The sequence below is a fragment of the Pseudomonas sp. YQ_5 genome, assembly GCF_043103305.1.
Classification (GTDB): domain Bacteria; phylum Pseudomonadota; class Gammaproteobacteria; order Pseudomonadales; family Pseudomonadaceae; genus Aquipseudomonas; species Aquipseudomonas putida_Y.
On sequence record NZ_JBICJS010000066.1, the window covers coordinates 1 to 17,448 of the forward strand.

At 59.6% G+C, this 17,448-nt stretch carries 27 protein-coding genes, 1 tRNA gene and 1 pseudogene; 12 read left to right on the forward strand and 17 right to left on the reverse strand.

Annotation, left to right across the window (positions count from 1 at the left end; all coding sequences use genetic code 11):
- Positions 1 to 114: 114 nt before the first annotated feature.
- From ACF8EA_RS16145 to ACF8EA_RS16180, 8 genes and pseudogenes are all read right to left on the reverse strand, one after another.
- A complete protein-coding gene (locus tag ACF8EA_RS16145; protein ID WP_321141961.1) occupies positions 115 to 324 on the reverse strand; it encodes a hypothetical protein in 210 nt (69 codons plus the stop codon).
- Positions 318 to 662, reverse strand: a pseudogene (locus ACF8EA_RS16150) (DUF4113 domain-containing protein); the annotation flags it as partial. The pseudogene ACF8EA_RS16150 and the gene ACF8EA_RS16145, both read right to left, overlap by 7 nt.
- 57 nt (positions 663 to 719) lie before the next feature.
- Positions 720 to 926, reverse strand: a complete 207-nt coding sequence (locus ACF8EA_RS16155; protein WP_084850497.1) for a hypothetical protein — start codon at positions 924 to 926, stop codon at positions 720 to 722.
- Between the two features lie 109 nt (positions 927 to 1,035).
- The gene (locus ACF8EA_RS16160; RefSeq protein ID WP_392522597.1) at positions 1,036 to 1,629 is read right to left on the reverse strand and encodes a tail fiber assembly protein; all 594 of its coding nucleotides are present in this window, start codon (positions 1,627 to 1,629) and stop codon (positions 1,036 to 1,038) included.
- Positions 1,629 to 2,417, reverse strand: coding sequence for a phage tail protein (locus ACF8EA_RS16165; RefSeq protein WP_321141969.1), 789 nt, complete (start codon positions 2,415 to 2,417; stop codon positions 1,629 to 1,631). Before ACF8EA_RS16165 ends, ACF8EA_RS16160 begins: the two co-directional genes overlap by 1 nt.
- Before the next feature lie 12 nt (positions 2,418 to 2,429).
- Entirely contained in the window at positions 2,430 to 2,663 is a 234-nt protein-coding gene (locus ACF8EA_RS16170; RefSeq protein ID WP_392522599.1) for a hypothetical protein, read from the reverse strand.
- A gap of 149 nt (positions 2,664 to 2,812) precedes the next feature.
- Complete coding sequence (locus ACF8EA_RS16175; protein WP_321141978.1) at positions 2,813 to 3,049, reverse strand: hypothetical protein; 237 nt, start codon at positions 3,047 to 3,049, stop codon at positions 2,813 to 2,815.
- Complete coding sequence (locus ACF8EA_RS16180) at positions 3,046 to 3,357, reverse strand: hypothetical protein (protein ID WP_392522602.1); 312 nt, start codon at positions 3,355 to 3,357, stop codon at positions 3,046 to 3,048. The genes ACF8EA_RS16175 and ACF8EA_RS16180 overlap by 4 nt, the downstream gene beginning before the upstream one ends.
- Positions 3,358 to 3,361: 4 nt before the next feature.
- Here ACF8EA_RS16180 and ACF8EA_RS16185 point away from each other — a divergent pair, with 4 nt between their 5' ends.
- From ACF8EA_RS16185 to ACF8EA_RS16230, 10 genes are all read left to right on the forward strand, one after another.
- Positions 3,362 to 3,775: a hypothetical protein gene (locus ACF8EA_RS16185; protein WP_392522604.1), complete on the forward strand. Its 414-nt coding sequence runs from the start codon at positions 3,362 to 3,364 to the stop codon at positions 3,773 to 3,775.
- Positions 3,776 to 3,859: 84 nt separating this feature from the next.
- Complete coding sequence (locus tag ACF8EA_RS16190) at positions 3,860 to 4,603, forward strand: hypothetical protein (RefSeq protein WP_392522606.1); 744 nt, start codon at positions 3,860 to 3,862, stop codon at positions 4,601 to 4,603.
- Entirely contained in the window at positions 4,600 to 4,860 is a 261-nt protein-coding gene (locus ACF8EA_RS16195) for a hypothetical protein (RefSeq protein ID WP_392522608.1), read from the forward strand. The genes ACF8EA_RS16190 and ACF8EA_RS16195 overlap by 4 nt, the downstream gene beginning before the upstream one ends.
- Positions 4,857 to 5,213 carry a hypothetical protein gene (locus tag ACF8EA_RS16200; RefSeq protein ID WP_392522610.1) on the forward strand — a complete coding sequence of 119 codons (357 nt, stop codon included), beginning with the start codon at positions 4,857 to 4,859 and terminating at the stop codon, positions 5,211 to 5,213. The genes ACF8EA_RS16195 and ACF8EA_RS16200 overlap by 4 nt, the downstream gene beginning before the upstream one ends.
- A complete protein-coding gene (locus ACF8EA_RS16205) occupies positions 5,210 to 5,605 on the forward strand; it encodes a phage protein NinX family protein (protein ID WP_021782763.1) in 396 nt (131 codons plus the stop codon). The genes ACF8EA_RS16200 and ACF8EA_RS16205 overlap by 4 nt, the downstream gene beginning before the upstream one ends.
- Positions 5,606 to 5,639: 34 nt before the next feature.
- Positions 5,640 to 5,831 carry a hypothetical protein gene (locus tag ACF8EA_RS16210; protein ID WP_392522611.1) on the forward strand — a complete coding sequence of 64 codons (192 nt, stop codon included), beginning with the start codon at positions 5,640 to 5,642 and terminating at the stop codon, positions 5,829 to 5,831.
- 115 nt (positions 5,832 to 5,946) lie between these two features.
- Positions 5,947 to 6,870: a phosphohydrolase gene (locus ACF8EA_RS16215; RefSeq protein ID WP_031322171.1), complete on the forward strand. Its 924-nt coding sequence runs from the start codon at positions 5,947 to 5,949 to the stop codon at positions 6,868 to 6,870.
- A 53-nt stretch (positions 6,871 to 6,923) separates the two neighbouring features.
- On the forward strand, positions 6,924 to 7,421 hold the full coding sequence (locus ACF8EA_RS16220) for a hypothetical protein (RefSeq protein ID WP_392522612.1): 498 nt from the start codon (positions 6,924 to 6,926) through the stop codon (positions 7,419 to 7,421).
- 37 nt (positions 7,422 to 7,458) lie between these two features.
- On the forward strand, positions 7,459 to 7,671 hold the full coding sequence (locus ACF8EA_RS16225) for a hypothetical protein (RefSeq protein ID WP_021782767.1): 213 nt from the start codon (positions 7,459 to 7,461) through the stop codon (positions 7,669 to 7,671).
- Positions 7,671 to 8,777, forward strand: a complete 1,107-nt coding sequence (locus tag ACF8EA_RS16230; protein WP_392522614.1) for a phage integrase Arm DNA-binding domain-containing protein — start codon at positions 7,671 to 7,673, stop codon at positions 8,775 to 8,777. The genes ACF8EA_RS16225 and ACF8EA_RS16230 overlap by 1 nt, the downstream gene beginning before the upstream one ends.
- 89 nt (positions 8,778 to 8,866) lie before the next feature.
- Here ACF8EA_RS16230 and ACF8EA_RS16235 read toward each other — a convergent pair.
- From ACF8EA_RS16235 to thrS, 9 genes are all read right to left on the reverse strand, one after another.
- Positions 8,867 to 8,943 (reverse strand) — tRNA-Pro (locus ACF8EA_RS16235).
- Positions 8,944 to 9,057: 114 nt separating this feature from the next.
- Positions 9,058 to 9,414 (reverse strand): MerR family transcriptional regulator, encoded by a 357-nt coding sequence (locus ACF8EA_RS16240; RefSeq protein ID WP_003250681.1) that lies wholly within the window; start codon positions 9,412 to 9,414, stop codon positions 9,058 to 9,060.
- Positions 9,395 to 9,697 (reverse strand): integration host factor subunit alpha, encoded by a 303-nt coding sequence (ihfA, locus tag ACF8EA_RS16245; protein WP_003250679.1) that lies wholly within the window; start codon positions 9,695 to 9,697, stop codon positions 9,395 to 9,397. The genes ACF8EA_RS16240 and ihfA overlap by 20 nt, the downstream gene beginning before the upstream one ends.
- Before the next feature lie 4 nt (positions 9,698 to 9,701).
- On the reverse strand, positions 9,702 to 12,083 hold the full coding sequence (gene pheT, locus ACF8EA_RS16250; protein ID WP_021782769.1) for a phenylalanine--tRNA ligase subunit beta: 2,382 nt from the start codon (positions 12,081 to 12,083) through the stop codon (positions 9,702 to 9,704).
- 31 nt (positions 12,084 to 12,114) lie between these two features.
- Positions 12,115 to 13,131 (reverse strand): phenylalanine--tRNA ligase subunit alpha, encoded by a 1,017-nt coding sequence (gene pheS / locus ACF8EA_RS16255; RefSeq protein ID WP_003250674.1) that lies wholly within the window; start codon positions 13,129 to 13,131, stop codon positions 12,115 to 12,117.
- 109 nt (positions 13,132 to 13,240) lie between these two features.
- A complete protein-coding gene (rplT, locus tag ACF8EA_RS16260; RefSeq protein WP_003250671.1) occupies positions 13,241 to 13,597 on the reverse strand; it encodes a 50S ribosomal protein L20 in 357 nt (118 codons plus the stop codon).
- Positions 13,598 to 13,624: 27 nt separating this feature from the next.
- Positions 13,625 to 13,819: a 50S ribosomal protein L35 gene (rpmI, locus tag ACF8EA_RS16265; protein WP_003250667.1), complete on the reverse strand. Its 195-nt coding sequence runs from the start codon at positions 13,817 to 13,819 to the stop codon at positions 13,625 to 13,627.
- A gap of 60 nt (positions 13,820 to 13,879) precedes the next feature.
- Positions 13,880 to 14,431, reverse strand: a complete 552-nt coding sequence (gene infC, locus ACF8EA_RS16270) for a translation initiation factor IF-3 (RefSeq protein WP_012052879.1) — start codon at positions 14,429 to 14,431, stop codon at positions 13,880 to 13,882.
- On the reverse strand, positions 14,431 to 16,353 hold the full coding sequence (gene thrS, locus ACF8EA_RS16275; RefSeq protein WP_021782770.1) for a threonine--tRNA ligase: 1,923 nt from the start codon (positions 16,351 to 16,353) through the stop codon (positions 14,431 to 14,433). The genes infC and thrS overlap by 1 nt, the downstream gene beginning before the upstream one ends.
- Before the next feature lie 338 nt (positions 16,354 to 16,691).
- Here thrS and ACF8EA_RS16280 point away from each other — a divergent pair, with 338 nt between their 5' ends.
- Together ACF8EA_RS16280 and ACF8EA_RS16285 are read left to right on the forward strand one after the other, a co-directional pair.
- Positions 16,692 to 16,997 carry a hypothetical protein gene (locus ACF8EA_RS16280; protein WP_103462679.1) on the forward strand — a complete coding sequence of 102 codons (306 nt, stop codon included), beginning with the start codon at positions 16,692 to 16,694 and terminating at the stop codon, positions 16,995 to 16,997.
- Between the two features lie 162 nt (positions 16,998 to 17,159).
- Positions 17,160 to 17,372, forward strand: a complete 213-nt coding sequence (locus ACF8EA_RS16285) for a cold-shock protein (RefSeq protein WP_003250656.1) — start codon at positions 17,160 to 17,162, stop codon at positions 17,370 to 17,372.
- Positions 17,373 to 17,448: the final 76 nt, after the last annotated feature.

The following is a 17,448-nucleotide window of genomic DNA, read 5'->3' on the forward strand; positions in this document are numbered from 1 at the left end:
GCCCCTAGATAGCCACGACCTTCAACGCATTCCGCGAGTTTTCACACAGCCTGGGTCGATAGCTGTCACTGACTACCCTGGTTTTTTTCATAACCGTTGTTCACACAAGGCGGCTCAAGCGACCTCCTCATGCTCGATCAGCGCCCACAGCCTGGTCGCCTCGGTGAACTCCAGCATGTCAGCCAACTTGGCTGAATCAACATCGCTGCGTCGGTGCGCGGAAATCGCGAGCTCTGCAAGCACTGCCGCTCGGCCGTCGGGATCGGCCACCAGGGCAGACTGATCATTGAGTTCAGCTAGCCATGCCGATGGCAGGTTCAACACTTCACCGTCCACAACTGATCAATCCGCGTCGTATAGGATTGACTCATCATCTCCCTCCTCATCCCCCAGTCCGGTGTCGCCGGCACGCTGGCGGCTCGCATTGCCCCCCTCCCCCAGCGCTGATTGATGTCATCCATCACCTGCATCAGCCGGTCACATGCCACCGATTGCTTGAGCGCGAACAAATCCTCTGAAAACTCACCTGGTTGCCGCAGGTCCATCAGCAGCACCTCGGCCTTGCTGTAGCGGAACCCGGGCATGAAAATCCGCCCGACCGCATCGGTGGCCAGTCGAGTCATCAGCAGCGTGTCGCAGGTTGGGTATGGAAGCTCCACCATGGGTTTTCTCCAGGCGAAAAAAAGCCCGCTCGAAGCGGGCTCTGTGCAATTCGCTAATCAGTTTGGCTGTATGCCTTTGATCAGCTGAAGACGCATCGGGTAGCCCTGGCCGGGCTGTACGACGGTTTCGGATTCAACCGTCTGAAGAACTTTACCGTCAGCGTCCTTGGTAACTGCAATGGTCTTGCTGTACGAGCTCTGAACAACGCAGCCACTCAAAGCAGAGCTGACAGCAATAACTGACATGAGAATCAGGTGTTTCATGCGTGCTTCTATCCTTAGGAAAATTGCGGCGCACAATGTAGCAACATGCCATCATGCCGAAAAGCGGTTTCCGGCACCCATCTGGAATGGTGGGCTTGATCTCGATGTATTACGCCGGTGGCGCAGGCCAATCGACCTCGCTGGGGTAGCCTTCCTGCTCAGACAGGCGGCTGAGTGCAACGCGGTAGCGCTTCCATTTGATCAGTAGGGTGGCCTCAGCCTCGGTTGCCTCTTCGAGCTCGACAGCATCCTGCAACGGCGCGATGGCAGCATCGGCGACAGCGCGCCGCTGGGTGAGATCGGCAGCCACAGAAGCAAGCAACTGCTCGGCAGCCTCCTGTGCCTTTGCTTCAGCAGTGATGACCTGCGACCAGTCGATCACCCCGGGAGTTGCGTCCAGATGGTTGCCCAGTTCAAGGCCTGGCAACTGCACCTGGCCGTCAGCCGGATAAAGGTCGACCGGGAAACGCGCACCCTGCGCCGCATCGGCGGCGTGCGGCAGCATCAGGGTCAGCACCAAGCCACCGTTGATGCGCTGGACCGGGGCAATTACGAACTCACAGCCAACGGCCTCAGCGGGCAGGGTCGCACCATCGGGCAAGCGGGAAAAGTCCAACGCTACGCCGTTGACCTCCAACGTATCGCCCGATTTGGATACAGACAGGCTCACATCAGAGCGAACTGGTGAAAGCTTGATAAGCATTAGAACCACCTCCCGACTGCTTTCCACGAGAAAACAATATCTGCCGTGGATGCGACATATAACTGGAACGTTAGCGTTCCGTTACCGGCATTGGCTCGATAGGGAATACATATCACCCTGTACACGCCCTCTGTAACTCCGCCACTCAGTTCAACTGGTGCGCTGCCCGCGAAGGCAACCGGCCAGGTGATAGTTGCACCGCCGGGAGAAATGTATTGACCGCCGGCTGCGGTTGATACACCACCTGTGTAGGTTCCGGTTCCGAAACAGATCATGAGGCCGCATGCGAACTTTACGTAATGACCATTCGCGTTGCTGCCAATCTCCATGACTGCACCAGTCGGGGCGCCGCCGCTTTGGCTCACCGTTCCGACGATATCCGCCACAGCCGCAGATTTCAGCCCGAGTCCGCTACGGGCTAAGGCCGCCGTATTGCCACCGGTACCACCCTTGTTCACTGGCACCACATTCTCGGTCGATACCGAGCCCAGCCCGGCCAACGTCGAACCCCAGGTGTTGGCGATGTCGTTGAACTTGTCGGCCAGGGTCTTGGTGTAGCCCTGCACCGGCACGATTGCATAGGTGCCGCCGGCTACTGTTGCCCCCTTATATGCCGGCAGGATGCTGAGCACCGTGCCGCTGGCAATGTTGGTCACCTCGTACCAGTTGCCGTCCGGCCCCAGCAGAGCATCGCCCACCCGGGCATTCGCGGAAAAGTTGGTGCCGGTACCGGTCACCGTTGTTTGGCCAGCCGTGATCGCGACCGTGCCTGTCCTGTACCAGGGCATAGGATGCTCCGATTAGTTGAATGGGAATGGCAGGTTGTCCGTCTTGATGACGAGCGCCTGCGGGTATCGATCGGTGGGGATGTCGAAATAGCTGGTGGCAGCAGTAGTGCTGTAAATCATCGTGGTGCGCGCAGCGTCGCAGGCCATGAAGTAGATGCCTCCGGCTGCACCATATGCGCCATCCATGTGCGCTTGCATGCTCCCGCGAGCCGGGAATGGCGAGCCTGGCGAAGACATATCATCCATGATCCCTTGCCCGAGCGAGCGTGAAAAGGTCGTGCTAGCAGCGAACTCACCCGATCCTATCGCGATAAAGATCCTCGCCACGCAGTAGTAGGGGCCGCTACTGATAAACCTGGTAGCCTGTTTGGTCGCGCCGGCGAAAGGAACGCCGTCTACTGTTTGGGCCGCCCTCGCAGGAAGCTTTTCAATTTTTCCGCCACGCCCTGCCGGGTCGGTGGTTTCGCGGCGATAGCCTGGCCTTGTGCCTGGCCACGCCCTGTCCAATCGAGCCGGGCATCGAGCGCGAGCATGATGTGTGGGATCGGGGTGTGCCAAGCGGTATCGGGCGGCCAGCCAAGCCAGCCGGTAGCCACGCCGAACAGGTAGTCAACGTAGCTCCCGTTCTTCACTGCGCTGTGCTGGCCGCCTCGTCCTTTCCCCGGGCGGCCACGCTCGGCGGTACCGGGTTGAGCAGCACGGTAATGAAGTCGGTCAGTTGCCCCGACACCTTGGCTACGCCCGTGCGGAACACATCGCCCGCGATGACCGCGTGCTCGTCGGGCTTGAGATTGGCGCCGGCGATGATGATGTCCGCACAGGCGGCGATGCTCATAAGCCTCATGGATTCCAGCGCCGCACGCAGCCCACCGAAGCGGGATTCGATGAGCAATGCCGCGTCCAGGGTGGGCTTGAGGGTGTAGCTGCGGCCACCGATCACGATTGTGACCGGACCGCATGAGGCCTGTCTGGCCCGTGGCCCAGTGGGCGTGGCGCAGAATGAAGGTGAGGAGCAGCCAGGCCGCGACAAGGCGGTCGAGTTGTGGAATGCGAGAGCCGAGCAGCACCAGGGCGAGCCGGCTGTATCGATCCCCGAGGGTTACTGCCTCATGCCAAGGCGACTCACTGCCGAGAACGGAGCCAAAGCCCTGCTGCTTGGCGAGTTCAAGCTGGAGGTAACGCGCGAGTGCCCCGAATGCCTGGAACTGGACGAGCCTTTAGAGGGCTGCGAGATCTGCGACGGTGAGGGCGAATACGCGCAGCGCTACACCATCCCATGGGAACAGATCAAATTCATCTACAGCGAGGCCGTGAAGGGTCTTGCTCTCCAGCCGAACGTCACCTGCAAGCCATCATGACATTCGGAGTACAAAAGTACTCCACCCAGCTGTAACCCCTCTCCCCTCTATTCACTGCCGCGATATGGCGGCCAAGGAATCGTCATGCCTGAAGAAATTAAGCTGATCCAACGTGTGGCCGTCGAGCGCGATGAAGACGGCTGGTGGAGTCACCCCGATGAGCCGGACTTCGACGAAGACTACGCCGCCTTCAAAGCCTGGCTCTTACAACAGGGGCTGGAGCTGAAGCAGTGGCACATGGATTCGGATATCGGCGACCACCACCCTTACGACGACCGCGAGTGCCACTGCCTCGGCTGGGAGCCTGAATGCCCGGGGCCTGAATGGTTTCTGCTCGGGATCTTCGATACAGAGGATGGCCCGTGTGTCAGCTGGGCGAGGCGGAAGGCCGAGGAAGCCTGGTCAGTGAGTGGCGATGACGGATCGTGGGACTACCCGAACCTTACCGCGCTGATTCGTGACAACTTCGGCAGCGCAGCGGATAGCACCAGCTTCGGCCCAGGCCGGGGCAACGGCCTCAAGGTGGGCGACACTGTACATACCGGAACAGTCTGCAAGGCAGACCCTGCCAGCTTCCTCCCCGATGCCGATGACCTGCTCAATCACATGTTCGAGGCCGCCGCCGGAAGCGACGCGGGGGAATGGGTCGACAACTACCCGGACATTGACGACGAGGCGAAGGCTGCCCTTGAGCAAGCCATGAAGCCGCTGCAGGCTTGGGCCCGCCAGTTCTGCCAACCCAACTTCTTCACCATCGAGAAGATGGACACCCACACCATTACGAAGGAAGACGTACTACTAGCCGCGCTAGCTGGGGCTCAGCCATGACCCGCCTCGCCCTCTGCCTCCTGCTGCTGGCCACCGGCGCCAGCGCGGGAGATCTTCCAGCCAATGTCCGCTCCTTCGAAGACAAGCCGCGCGGCGTCGTCTGCTACGAACTGAACGGCCTGGCCATCAGCTGCGTGAAGGTCTGGATGCCGCAAGTAGCCGACAACCAGCGCCAGCTCTCCCCGCACGAAACACAACCCGAACCTACACCCGCACTGGCGCCTGGGCGCTGGATTGATGAGAGGTATCAGCTGTGAAACTGACCGACAACCAGCAGCGTGTACTCGATGCTTTGCGCGAAATCTCCCGTGCCAATGCAGTGCGGTACCGGGAAAAAGCCCCGTACCTGTACGAGAAAGACTGCAAGAAGTTGGCTGCCGGCGATCAAGCCTGCGCCTTTGGAATGGGAGGGCTGAGCTACCAGGTCGGCTCTCGACTCAACCTACCAGCAGCTTCGGTGCTTAGCACGTTCAAGGTTTTGGAGAGAAAAGGCCTTGTCATGCGCGAATCCAGCTACCCGGAGCATCAACGCCCCCGCTATTGGTGGCCAGTCAGTCTCGCTGCAGAGCTGGCAGCACAACTCCTTCCAGCCGAGAAGGTGTCGCCATGACCGATCTGATCGAAGTGAGGGTATCCAACCTCATCGGTGCACCGCTTGACTGGGCGGTGGCCATGGCCGAAGGCTTCGGCACTGACCCTGAGTGCAGGACCACAATCTGGCGCAGCCGGACTGACCCTACCAGCGTCAGCATCCGCGGCGCGGCTGATGGCTTCGGCTATCGCCCTTCCAACAACTGGGAGCACGGCGGCCCGCTGCTCGAAAAGCACCAGGCAGGGTTGAGCCATGACCGGTATTTGTCAGGCGGGCCATGTGGCTGGAGCGCAGGCCCGCTCAACTCGACCTGGCTTTCCGGACCTACCCCCCTTATTGCCTTCTGCCGTTCCCTGGTTCACTCAGAGCTTGGGCCGATCGTGCGGGTACCAAAGGAGCTACTGCCATGATCGCCCTCGCCTACATGGCCTCCAGGGGGCCGCGATGATCCCCCGCAAAGGCTGGTTCCGGCGCCAACTCGAATCCGGCCTGATCCTGCTGGCCGCCTGGATCCTCGGTGGTCGCAACGTCACCAGATCGCCAGTCGTATCGCGCAGGGACAACAGCGAAATGTTCGAAATGGACTTCCAACTGCGCGACATCGCCCGCCGCATCCGCCAGCAGTACAAAGCCTAACCCCGCCCCCTACAACTCAGCCCGCCGCACGGCAGCACCATTTCGGTGACAGCGCCAAAGTGGGTATCCTCAAACATCCAGCAAGCCCGCCGGCACCGCGCGGGGAGGAACACCAATGTCTGAACATAAAACGATGTGCATCTACCACGGCAACTGCGCGGACGGTTTCGGCGCCGCCTGGGCGGTCCGCAAGGCCTTGGGCGACAGTGTCGAGTTCGTGGCCGCCAAGCATGGCGACGCACCGCCAGATGTGACCAATTTCGACGTTATCATTGTCGACTTCAGCTACAAGCGCGACGTGCTGGCCGATATGGGCAAAGTCGCCAAGACGGTCTTGGTGCTCGACCACCACAAAACGGCTCAGGCCGATCTCGATTGCTTCGATCCATTCGAGGCAGGCGTGCGTACCGATCGCACTGACTTCCCCGGGTCGCCGAAGCAGCTTGGATGGGAAACGGCGATTGCTATCGCCTCCGAGCGCGGGGCACCGCGGGTCGCGGTCTGCTTCGACATGCACCGGAGTGGCGCCATGCTGGCCTGGGACCACTTCCATCCCGGGCAGCAACCGCCGAAGCTGCTGCGGCACATTCAAGACCGCGACCTCTGGCTGTTCAAGCTGGACGGCACCCGCGAGATTCAAGCCAACCTGTTCAGCTACCCCTATGACTTCGGCGTCTGGGACAAGTTGATGGCCGCCGACGCTGACAGCCTCCGCTCGGACGGCGCCGCGATTGAGCGAAAACATCAGAAGGACGTTGCAGAGCTGGTGGCTGTGACCAAGCGCCGCCTAGTCATCGCCGGTCACGATGTGCCGGTGGCCAGTCTGCCATACACGCTCACGAGCGATGCGGGTCACCTCATGGCCCAGGGCGAACCATTCGCCGCCTGCTACTGGGACACCCCTGATGGCCGCGTATTCAGCCTGCGCAGCACCGACGAGGGCATGGATGTGTCGGAGATCGCCAAGCAGTACGGCGGTGGTGGCCACCGCAACGCTTCCGGCTTCCGCGTGCCGTTCGGCCACGAACTGACCAAGTAACTCCCCTCTTCCACTCAAGGCCGGCGGCAATGGCTGCCGGTCGAGGATCACCTATGTCCGCAATAAACCGTTTCCACGAAGTAGCCAACGATGCCCTGGTACAGATCAGCGACAATCTGGAGCCAGGAGCCAAGCTCACCCTGGCGATCTACGTACCAGGCGAACCTGAGCAAGACATCGTCCTGATGGGCCCTGGTGTTGCTGCTGATGAGGTCGTGAACACCCTGCGCCGGCGTGCCGCCCTGAGCCTTGATGGCGACAACGCCTACAAGCGCGGGGTATGCGATGTAGCCGTAGGGGCAATGGCGGCCGGGAAGCAGAACAATAACGAGCCGCCCGCGGGGCACTGGGGCCAGCGATTCTGGGATATCGGCCGGGCCGAGGGCGCACTGCAGGAAGAACTGATTCAGGCACTCCACTTGGCCCGCAAAGAACTGGACACCTGCCAGCGGGTGATCCACTACGCCGGCGGATTCGATCCGGCCTACGTCAATGATGCCCAGGCGGCGCTCAAGGTCGCCGACGCTGTGCTCGAGAAAGTCCCCGCCTAACCACCAACCTGCCGCCGCCGGCGGCGTGGAGACCACAATGAAGAAAGAACTGATCAAGATCAGCGAATTTCAGCGCCGGAAATGGGGTGAGAACGGCACGCCACTATGCTCACAGGCAATTCGCAATCACATCCGGAACCGCAAGATCCCAGGCGAGCGGATAGGCAACATTTGGTACGTTGATTGGGCCGCCTACCAACGAACCACCGGCAACAACCTGGTTGATATGGTGCTTAAAGGAGTCGCGTGATGGTTCCTCGACCAAGGAACAAGGCCAATAAAGGCCTGCCCATGAACCTCTACTTTGACGCTCGGCGGGGCACCTATAGATATCGACGCCCCACCGATGGGAAGTGGTTTCAGTTCGGCTCAGACCGTGGTCGAGCCATAGATGCAGCCGCGCAGCTCAACACCGCATTCCTATGTGGGGGTGACTTGGTGGCGGAAGTTCTTGGCGAGAGCACCGTGACGTTGGGCGAATTCCTAATCACTTATGAGCGCGATGTGCTACCCCCTCGGGAGCTCGCAAAGGCAACGTTAGATCTGTATGCGGTCAGGTTTAAGCAGATTAGGGTCACTTTCAGCGAACGGCCTATCGACCAGATCACCATCAGAATGATTGCTGAGTTTCTTGAGCCGCTAACCCCGAGGGCGAGCAACCAAGCTCGCGCAATCCTGATCGATCTGTTCAACCATGCCGCCGCAAAAGGCCTGTGTCCGGATAACCCTGCGGCCAACACGATTCCAAAAATAGAGAAGAAGCAGCGCAAGCGGCACACTGTAGAAGGCCTTAAAGCAATTCGCGATAAGTCCCCGCGCTGGCTGCAGAACGCCATTGATCTTGCGCTGATTACCGCGCAACGGCGCGGCGACATCCTCGACATGAAGTTCGAGGACGTGCGCGACGGATATCTGTATGTCGTGCAGAACAAGACAGAAAAGGCTTCAGATGCTGGTTGGCTGAAGATAAAAGTCACCGACCAACTGAGCGAGGTGCTCAATCGCTGTAGGGACGACATCCTGTCTCCCTACCTGGTCCACCGCCGCCCGGAGCGGAAGAAGAAACGCGAAGGGAAGGATCATTGGACGAAGGTTGACGAGAGATTTCTCACTCGGGCCTTCAAGGATGCGAGGGATGCCGCCGGCTGCTATAGCGATCTCAAAGAAGAGGAGATGCCGGGGTTTCATGAAGTGCGCGCCCTTTCCCTTCATCTGTACAAGCGAGCTGGCAAGGACGGTCAGAAGATCGCAGGTCATACCACGGAAGGGATGACCAGAAACTATCAGAAAGGACACGAAGATGTGGTGTGGTCCGAGGTCGAAGCAGACCTAGATATTGGCGAATTCGCCAGGTAGTTTTGCGCCTATTTTGCGCATGTTTTGCGCACGCACAAAAAAGCCGGTTGAGCTAACCGGCTTAAGTGTCTGATTTTACTCAGGAATAATGGTCGGGACGGAGTGATTCGAACACTCGACCCCTTGCACCCCATGCAAGTGCGCTACCGGGCTGCGCTACGCCCCGACTGGGCTTTGAAGCATGTTCTCAATCTTGCCGAGAACGTTGAAGAATGTACCCTAACCCTCTGATAAATGAAAGCTTTTTCTCAAAAAAATTTCCACTCATCAGAAACCCAGCTTACTTCTTCAAAACCACCAATACATCCTCCAATTCAACAATCATCTGCCGAATCAGCTGCTTGTACTGGCTGGATTCATCTTTAGCCTCATCACTGGAGAGCCTCAACCGCGCCCCGCCAATGGTGAACCCCTGGTCATACAGCAACGCACGAATCTGACGGATCATCAGCACATCCTGCCGCTGGTAATACCGCCGGTTCCCCCGCCGCTTCACAGGGTTCAGCTGGTCGAACTCCTGCTCCCAATACCGCAGCACGTGTGGCTTTACGGCACACAACTCACTCACTTCACCAATGGTGAAGTAGCGTTTGCCCGGTATGGGGGGCAGTTCGTCGTTATGGCTTGGTTCCAGCATAGGCCTCAACCCGGGCCTTCAACTTCTGCCCTGGACGAAAGGTGACGACGCGCCGCGCGGTGATCGGGATCTCTTCCCCAGTCTTGGGGTTGCGGCCCGGCCGCTGGCGTTTGTCGCGAAGGTCGAAGTTGCCGAAACCGGACAGCTTGACCTGCTCGTTCTCTTCAAGTGCGTGCCGAATTTCTTCAAAAAACAGCTCGACCAGCTCCTTGGCCTCACGCTTGTTAAGCCCCAGCTCCTCGTACAGCCTTTCGGCCATCTCAGCTTTCGTCAGAGCACCCATGCCGTTATTTCCTTAACGTGGTGTTCAACCTTTGTTCGAGCGAGGTGAGGATGTTTTGCAGGGTAGTGTTCACCTCATCGTCGTTAAGAGTGCGCGATGGATGCTGCCAGGTCAAGCCGACGGCAAGGCTTTTTCTATCAGGATCAATGCCTTTACCTTGGTACACATCAAACAGCCTGAGGTCTGTGAGCCATTCGCCTGCATTGTCACGAATTAATTCAAGCACCGCGCTAGAAGCCACATCACGTCCTGCGATCAAAGCCAGGTCACGACGGGTTTCCGGGAACTTGGACAGTTCGCTGAATTTCGGCAGGCGGCCTTCGACCACATCGCCCAGCACCAGCTCGAACAGGAACACCGGACGGTCCAGGCCCAGGGCCTTGGCCAGCTCTGGGTGGATGGCGCCGAGGTAGCCGACCAGTTTGCCGTCGCGCTCGATGGCAGCGGTCTGGCCTGGGTGCAGGGCTGGGTGTTTGCCGGCACTGAAGGTGAAGTCGCTCAGGGCGCCGGAGTAACCCAGCAGGGCTTCCACGTCGGCTTTCACGTCGAAGAAATCGACGCCGTCGCGGCCGTTGGCCCAGCCTTCTGGCAGGCGGCTGCCGGTGATGACGCCGGCAATCATTGGCTGCTGCTGCAAGTCACCCAGTTGGCCGACAAAGCGCAAGCCGCTTTCGAACAGGCGCACACGGTCTTGCTGGCGGTTCAGGTTGTGCTGCAGTGCCTTGACCAGGCCCGGCCACAGCGAGGCGCGCATGGCGGCCATGTCGCTGGAGATGGGGTTGGCCAGCAGCAGCGGCTCTACGCCCGGGCTGAACAGTTCGAACAGTTTCGGGTCGATGAAGCTGTAGGTGATGGCTTCCTGGTAGCCGCGGGCAACCAGCAGCCGGCGCAGGGTCGGCAGGTCACCGCGGGTTTCCGGCTTGCCCTGTGGGGCCAGGCGGGCTTGCGGGTAGCGTACAGGCAGGTTGTTGTAGCCGTACAGGCGGGCCAGCTCTTCGATCAGGTCCACTTCCAGGCTGATGTCGAAGCGGTGGCTTGGCACGCTGACGGTCCACTGCCCTTCCCCGCTCTTGGTCGTGGTCAGCTCGAGGGCGTTGAGCAACTGCTCGACCTGGGCTGGGTCCATTTCCATGCCAAGCATCTGGGTGATGCGTTCGGCGCGCAGGGTGACCGGGGCTACTTGTGGCAGGTGCTGTTCGCTGACCGCTTCGACCACAGGGCCGGCTTCGCCGCCAACGATGTCCAGCAGCAACTGCGTGGCGCGCTCCATGGCTTCGCGGGCCAGTTGCGAGTCGACGCCGCGCTCGTAGCGATGCGAGGCATCGGTGTGCAGGCCATAGGAACGGGCTTTACCAGCGACGGAAATCGGCTCGAAGAAGGCACTTTCCAGGAACAGATCGCGGGTTTTTTCGGTGTTCACACCGCTGTGCTCGCCACCCATGACGCCGGCGATGGCCAGAGCGCGGGTGTGGTCGGCGATGACCAGGGTGTCGGCACGCAGGGCCACTTCCTGGCCGTCGAGCAGGACGAGCTTTTCGCCCTCTTCGGCCATGCGCACGCGGATGCCGCCGTTGATTTCTGCCAGGTCGAAGGCGTGCATCGGCTGGCCGAGTTCGAGCATCACGTAGTTGGTGACGTCGACGGCAGCGTCGATGCTGCGTACGTCGCTGCGGCGCAGGCGTTCGACCATCCACAGTGGGGTTGGCTTGCTCAGGTCGACGTTACGGATAACGCGGCCCAGGTAGCGCGGGCAGGCAGCCGGGGCGCTGACTTCGACCGGGCGCACTTCGTCATGGGCGGCCGCTACGGCTGGCACCACCGGGCGGGTGACCGGGGTGTCGTACAGGGCGCTGACGTCGCGGGCCAGGCCGGCGATGGACAGGCAGTCGCCTCGGTTCGGGGTCAGGCCGATTTCGATGCTGGCATCATCCAGGCTCAGGTACGTGCGAATGTCTTCACCAACCGGAGCGTCGGCAGCCAGCTCCAGCAGGCCGTCGTTTTCTTCGCTGATCTGCAGTTCGGCAGCCGAGCACAGCATGCCGAAGGACTCGACACCGCGCAGCTTGGCCTTCTTGATCTTGAAGTCGCCTGGCAGCTCGGCACCGATCATGGCGAACGGGATCTTGATGCCCGGGCGGGCGTTAGGGGCGCCGCACACAACCTGGAAGGTTTCCTGGCCGCTGCTTACCTGGCACACGCGCAGCTTGTCGGCGTCCGGGTGTTGTTCGGTGGCGAGAATTTCGCCCACGACGATGCCGCTGAACTGGCCGGCAGCGGGGGTAACGCTGTCAACTTCGAGGCCGGCCATGGACAGGCGGGCGACCAGTTCGTCACGGGAGACTTGCGGGTTGACCCAACCGCGCAGCCACTGTTCACTGAATTTCATGCTGTTCTCCTGAAAGTTGCGTCGATTGGGCCTAGCGGAATTGGGCTAGGAACCGCAGGTCGTTGTCGAAGAACAGACGCAAATCGTTGACGCCATAACGCAGCATGGCCAGGCGCTCGGCACCCATGCCGAAGGCAAAGCCCTGGAACTCTTCTGGGTCGATGCCGGACATGCGCAACACATTCGGGTGCACCATGCCGCAGCCCATCACTTCCAGCCAGCCAGTTTGCTTGCACACGCGGCAGCCATTGCCGGAGCACATCACGCACTGGATATCGACTTCTGCAGACGGCTCGGTGAAGGGGAAGAACGATGGGCGGAAACGGACCGCCAGTTCTTTCTCGAAGAATACGCGCAGGAATTCTTCGATGGTGCCCTTGAGGTCGGCGAAGTTGATATCGCGATCGATCAGCAGGCCTTCGACCTGGTGGAACATCGGCGAGTGGGTGATATCCGAGTCGCAGCGGTATACGCGGCCCGGGCACACAATGCGGATGGGCGGCTGGGTGGACTCCATGGTCCGCACCTGCACCGGCGAGGTGTGGGTACGCAGCAGCATGTTGGCATTGAAGTAGAAGGTGTCGTGCATCGCCCGCGCCGGGTGGTGGCCAGGGATGTTGAGCGCTTCGAAGTTGTGGTAGTCGTCTTCCACCTCTGGGCCTTCGGCAATGCCGTAGCCAATATGGGTGAAGAACTGCTCGATGCGCTCGAGTGTACGGGTGATCGGGTGCAGGCCACCGGTGGCCTGGCCGCGGCCTGGCAGGGTGACGTCAATGCATTCGGCAGCCAGGCGAGCGCTGAGCTCGGCTTCCTCAAAGGCAGCCTTGCGGGCATTGAGCACAACGGTGACGCGCTCTTTGGCGTCGTTGATCAGCGCGCCGACTTTCGGCCGCTCTTCGGCTGGCAGGTTGCCCAGGGTCTTCATCACCTGGGTCAGCTCGCCCTTCTTGCCGAGATAATTAACCCGGATCTGTTCCAGGGCGTTGATGTCTTCAGCGCGTTCCACGGCCTCTAGGGCTTGGGAGACCAGCGCATCCAGGTTTTCCATGTACAGACTCCAGATACGAAAATAGGGGAAGAGCTTTGAAGGCTCTTCCCCTATCGATGACGTTCAATGCCCGGCAGCGCTAGCACCGCCGGGTGATTGTCGCGGGTACTTAAGCCAGAACGGCTTTAGCTTTCTCGACAATCGCAGCAAACGCCGCTTTTTCGTTCACTGCCAGATCAGCCAGAACCTTACGGTCGATTTCGATCGAAGCCTTTTTCAGGCCAGCAATCAGACGGCTGTAGGACAGACCGTTGGTGCGGGCACCGGCGTTGATACGAGCGATCCACAGTGCGCGGAACTGACGCTTCTTCTGGCGACGGTCGCGGTAGGCGTATTGGCCTGCCTTGATGACCGCTTGCTTGGCTACACGGAATACGCGCGAACGTGCGCCGTAGTAACCTTTAGCCAGTTTCAGAATTTTTTTGTGACGCTTACGAGCGATAACGCCGCGCTTAACACGAGCCATGAGTAACTTCCTCTATCTTAACCAGAATTAACGAACGCGCAGCATGCGCTCGACTTTTGCGACGTCGGACGGGTGCAGCAAGCTGGCACCGCGCAGTTGACGCTTACGCTTGGTCGACATTTTGGTCAGGATGTGGCTCTTGAAAGCGTGCTTGTGCTTGAAGCCCGAAGCTGTCTTCAGGAAGCGCTTCGCAGCACCGCTCTTGGTTTTCATTTTTGGCATGTTGGAACTCCGCATTCGATAAAATTACACATAATCATCAGGCCTGCCGTGCCCGGGAGATTACTTCTTTTTCTTGGGGGCGATGACCATCATAAGCTGGCGTCCTTCCATCTTCGGATGCTGCTCAACGGTGCCGTATTCGGCGAGGTCGGCTTCGACCCGCTTCAACAGCTCCATGCCCAGCTCCTGGTGGGCCATCTCACGACCACGGAATCTCAGAGAGATCTTGGCCTTGTCCCCATCGGTAAGGAAACGTACCAGGTTGCGTAGTTTTACCTGGTAATCCCCATCCTCCGTCCCTGGACGAAACTTGATTTCTTTGATCTGGATCTGCTTCTGGTTTTTCTTGGCTTCGTTAGCCTGCTTCTTCTTCTCGAAGAGGTGCTTGCCGTAGTCCATGACCTTGCAGACGGGTGGTACCGCGTCTGCAGAGATTTCTACCAGGTCCAGCTTCGCTTCATCAGCGATACGCAGCGCTTCATCAATCGAGACGATGCCAACCTGCTCGCCGTCTGCGCCAATTAACCGAACCTCGCGGGCCGAGATATTCTCGTTGATCGGGGCCTTCGGTACAGCACGCTTATCGTTTCTCATTTCACGCTTAATAGTCATTACTCCGATTCTTGGCGACCACGCCGGGAAACCGCTTGTGTCAGAAGCTCAACGAATTGGGCGACGGGCATGGAGCCCAGGTCTGCGCCTTCGCGAGTACGCACAGCGACGGTTTGCGTTTCGACTTCGCGGTCCCCTATAACCAAAAGGTACGGGACCTTGAGCAAAGTATGCTCGCGGATTTTAAAGCCGATCTTCTCATTTCTCAAGTCCGACTTGGCACGGAAACCGCTTCCGTTCAGAGATTTCTCAACCTCAAGGGCAAAATCGGCCTGTTTGTCGGTGATATTCATGATCACCGCCTGGGTTGGGGCCAGCCACGCCGGGAACACGCCAGCGTAGTGTTCGATCAGCATGCCGATGAAGCGCTCGAACGAACCAAGGATGGCGCGGTGCAGCATGACCGGGCGAACTCGGCTGTTATCTTCGGCAATATAGCTGGCATCCAGACGCTCTGGCAGGTTCGGGTCGTACTGCAGGGTACCGCACTGCCAGTTACGGCCGAGGCAGTCGCGCAGGGTGAACTCGATTTTCGGACCGTAGAAGGCGCCCTCGCCAGGCTGGTACTCCCACTCGAGGCCGGATTCGTTCAGGGCATCGGCCAGCGCGGTTTCAGCACGGTCCCACAACTCTTCGGAACCGACACGCTTGGCCGGGCGAGTGGACAGTTTCATGGCGATGTCGCTGAAACCGAAGTCCTTGTAAACGTCCAGGGTCAGCTTGATGAAGTCGGCGGCTTCTTTCTTCACCTGTTCTTCGGTGCAGAAAATGTGCGCGTCGTCCTGTACGAAGCCACGCACGCGCATGATGCCGTGCAGTGCGCCGGAGGGCTCGTTACGGTGGCAGGCACCGAACTCGGCCAGACGCAGCGGCAGGTCGCGGTAGCTTTTCAGGCCCTGGTTGAACACCTGCACGTGGCACGGGCAGTTCATCGGTTTTACCGCGTAGTCACGGCTTTCCGACGAAGTGGTGAACATGTTTTCGGCATAGTTGGACCAGTGGCCGGAACGCTCCCACAGGATGCGGTCGACAACCTGCGGGGTCTTGATTTCCTGGTAGCCGTTTTCGCGCTGCACGCCACGCATGTACTGCTCGAGTACCTGGTAGACGGTCCAGCCGTTGGCGTGCCAGAACACCATACCCGGGGCTTCTTCCTGCAGGTGGAACAGGTCGAGCTGCTTGCCGATCTTGCGGTGGTCGCGTTTTTCGGCTTCTTCGATGCGCTGGATGTACGCAGCCAGCTGCTTCTTGTCAGCCCAGGCCGTGCCGTACACGCGCTGCAGCTGCTCGTTCTTGGCATCGCCACGCCAGTAGGCGCCGGACAGCTTGGTCAGCTTGAATGCCTTGAGGAAGCGGGTGTTCGGCACGTGCGGGCCACGGCACATGTCGACGTATTCTTCGTGGTAGTACAGGCCCATGGCCTGTTCATCCGGCATGTCTTCGACCAGACGCAGCTTGTAGTCTTCGCCACGAGCCTTGAACACCTCGATGACTTCGGCGCGCGGGGTCATTTTCTTGACCACGTCGTAGTCTTTTTCGATCAGCTCCATCATGCGCTTTTCGATGGCGGCCATGTCTTCTGGCGTGAAGGGGCGCTCATAGGCGATGTCGTAATAGAAGCCTTCGTCGATCACCGGGCCGATCACCATCCTGGCGGTCGGGTACAGCTGCTTCACGGCGTGGCCAACCAGGTGGGCGCACGAGTGACGGATGATCTCCAGTCCCTCTTCATCTTTAGGGGTGATGATCTGCAGGGTGGCGTCGTTGCTGATCAGGTCACACGCATCGACCAGCTTGCCGTCGACCTTGCCGGCCACAGTGGCCTTGGCCAGGCCAGCGCCGATGGAAGCAGCTACTTCGGCTACGGATACGGCGTGATCGAACGAACGTTGACTGCCATCGGGAAGAGTAATAACGGGCATGGCGCCTCCTCTCCTAGTGGTGACCCCTACCAAAGGTCACGTGGGTTGGGATGAGCCAGTACAAGATCCGACCTGCCTTCCGGTAAAAGGAAGCCTGCCCCACAGTGGCAGAAGCCTTTCGGCTTGTCAGGGACGAACCAGAGTGACTGGAAAGAAAAAAGATAGCTGCAGCCGGCAACAGCGCGACCGCAGGCCGGGCATGCTAGCACGCGGGTTGCACCCCAGGCAGAAATATTTGGAAATTGCACCACAGCGGTGAACTAACGCGGAAAAATACCGCTCAGACTTTGGGAAGCAACCTACTCTTGATGAGACCTTAACCCAAGGAGTAACTGGTGATGCGAGTTCCGTCTCTTCTGGCCCTGGCGGCCGCTGGCGCCCTGCTGCTGCCCGTGGCTGCGAACGCCGGCAACTTCCCCCCTGGGAAGGAGGCCGGCTACATGACCCAGTGCACGCAAGTGGCCAGCGGCCAGGGCGTTGACGCTGCCACCGCGAAAAAGCACTGCGAATGCGGCGCGCAAGCCATCAAAAAGAACTTCACCGACGCCGAGATTGCCGACCTCGACAGCAAGGACGGCGTTGACGCCAAGCTGATGCAGAGGGCGCAGATGGTGGTGAAACAGGCCTGTGCACCGAAGAGCTGAAACCTTAAAGTCAGCGGCGACCAGCCATTCTTTGAGCTGGATCAATATCCTGCGAAGGTAAAAGGCGCTAGATGCGCAGAATTAGACTATGATGTATCCCGTGCTCCGTAGCCTCGGCCGCATTGCACCACTGAAAAAACTAAATGTTCTGGAGATTCACCCATGTCCAATCGCCAACAAGGCACCGTCAAATGGTTCAATGATGAGAAAGGCTACGGCTTCATCACCCCAGCAGGCGGCGGCGACGACCTGTTCGTACACTTCAAAGCCATCGAATCTGACGGCTTCAAGAGCCTGAAAGAAGGCCAGACTGTTTCCTTCGTCGCCGAGCGCGGCCAGAAGGGCATGCAGGCTGCACAGGTTCGTCCGGAGTAATTCGGATAGCTGTAAAAAAACCCGCCCTTGTGGCGGGTTTTTTTATGGGTGATGCATCATCTGAAGGGGCGGGATT

Bases quoted from the DNA above. Each gene is read 5' to 3' on its own strand.
- ACF8EA_RS16155 (WP_084850497.1), bottom strand. From the start codon at position 926: ATGAAACACCTGATTCTCATGTCAGTTATTGCTGTCAGCTCTGCTTTG.
- ACF8EA_RS16160 (WP_392522597.1), bottom strand. From the start codon at position 1,629: ATGCTTATCAAGCTTTCACCAGTTCGCTCTGATGTGAGCCTGTCTGTA.
- ACF8EA_RS16165 (WP_321141969.1), bottom strand. From the start codon at position 2,417: ATGCCCTGGTACAGGACAGGCACGGTCGCGATCACGGCTGGCCAAACA.
- ACF8EA_RS16170 (WP_392522599.1), bottom strand. From the start codon at position 2,663: ATGGATGATATGTCTTCGCCAGGCTCGCCATTCCCGGCTCGCGGGAGC.
- ACF8EA_RS16190 (WP_392522606.1), top strand. From the start codon at position 3,860: ATGCCTGAAGAAATTAAGCTGATCCAACGTGTGGCCGTCGAGCGCGAT.
- ACF8EA_RS16195 (WP_392522608.1), top strand. From the start codon at position 4,600: ATGACCCGCCTCGCCCTCTGCCTCCTGCTGCTGGCCACCGGCGCCAGC.
- ACF8EA_RS16205 (WP_021782763.1), top strand. From the start codon at position 5,210: ATGACCGATCTGATCGAAGTGAGGGTATCCAACCTCATCGGTGCACCG.
- ACF8EA_RS16210 (WP_392522611.1), top strand. From the start codon at position 5,640: ATGATCCCCCGCAAAGGCTGGTTCCGGCGCCAACTCGAATCCGGCCTG.
- ACF8EA_RS16215 (WP_031322171.1), top strand. From the start codon at position 5,947: ATGTCTGAACATAAAACGATGTGCATCTACCACGGCAACTGCGCGGAC.
- ACF8EA_RS16220 (WP_392522612.1), top strand. From the start codon at position 6,924: ATGTCCGCAATAAACCGTTTCCACGAAGTAGCCAACGATGCCCTGGTA.
- ACF8EA_RS16225 (WP_021782767.1), top strand. From the start codon at position 7,459: ATGAAGAAAGAACTGATCAAGATCAGCGAATTTCAGCGCCGGAAATGG.
- ACF8EA_RS16230 (WP_392522614.1), top strand. From the start codon at position 7,671: ATGGTTCCTCGACCAAGGAACAAGGCCAATAAAGGCCTGCCCATGAAC.
- ACF8EA_RS16240 (WP_003250681.1), bottom strand. From the start codon at position 9,414: ATGCTGGAACCAAGCCATAACGACGAACTGCCCCCCATACCGGGCAAA.
- ihfA (WP_003250679.1), bottom strand. From the start codon at position 9,697: ATGGGTGCTCTGACGAAAGCTGAGATGGCCGAAAGGCTGTACGAGGAG.
- pheT (WP_021782769.1), bottom strand. From the start codon at position 12,083: ATGAAATTCAGTGAACAGTGGCTGCGCGGTTGGGTCAACCCGCAAGTC.
- pheS (WP_003250674.1), bottom strand. From the start codon at position 13,131: ATGGAAAACCTGGATGCGCTGGTCTCCCAAGCCCTAGAGGCCGTGGAA.
- rplT (WP_003250671.1), bottom strand. From the start codon at position 13,597: ATGGCTCGTGTTAAGCGCGGCGTTATCGCTCGTAAGCGTCACAAAAAA.
- rpmI (WP_003250667.1), bottom strand. From the start codon at position 13,819: ATGCCAAAAATGAAAACCAAGAGCGGTGCTGCGAAGCGCTTCCTGAAG.
- infC (WP_012052879.1), bottom strand. From the start codon at position 14,431: ATGACTATTAAGCGTGAAATGAGAAACGATAAGCGTGCTGTACCGAAG.
- thrS (WP_021782770.1), bottom strand. From the start codon at position 16,353: ATGCCCGTTATTACTCTTCCCGATGGCAGTCAACGTTCGTTCGATCAC.
- ACF8EA_RS16280 (WP_103462679.1), top strand. From the start codon at position 16,692: ATGCGAGTTCCGTCTCTTCTGGCCCTGGCGGCCGCTGGCGCCCTGCTG.
- ACF8EA_RS16285 (WP_003250656.1), top strand. From the start codon at position 17,160: ATGTCCAATCGCCAACAAGGCACCGTCAAATGGTTCAATGATGAGAAA.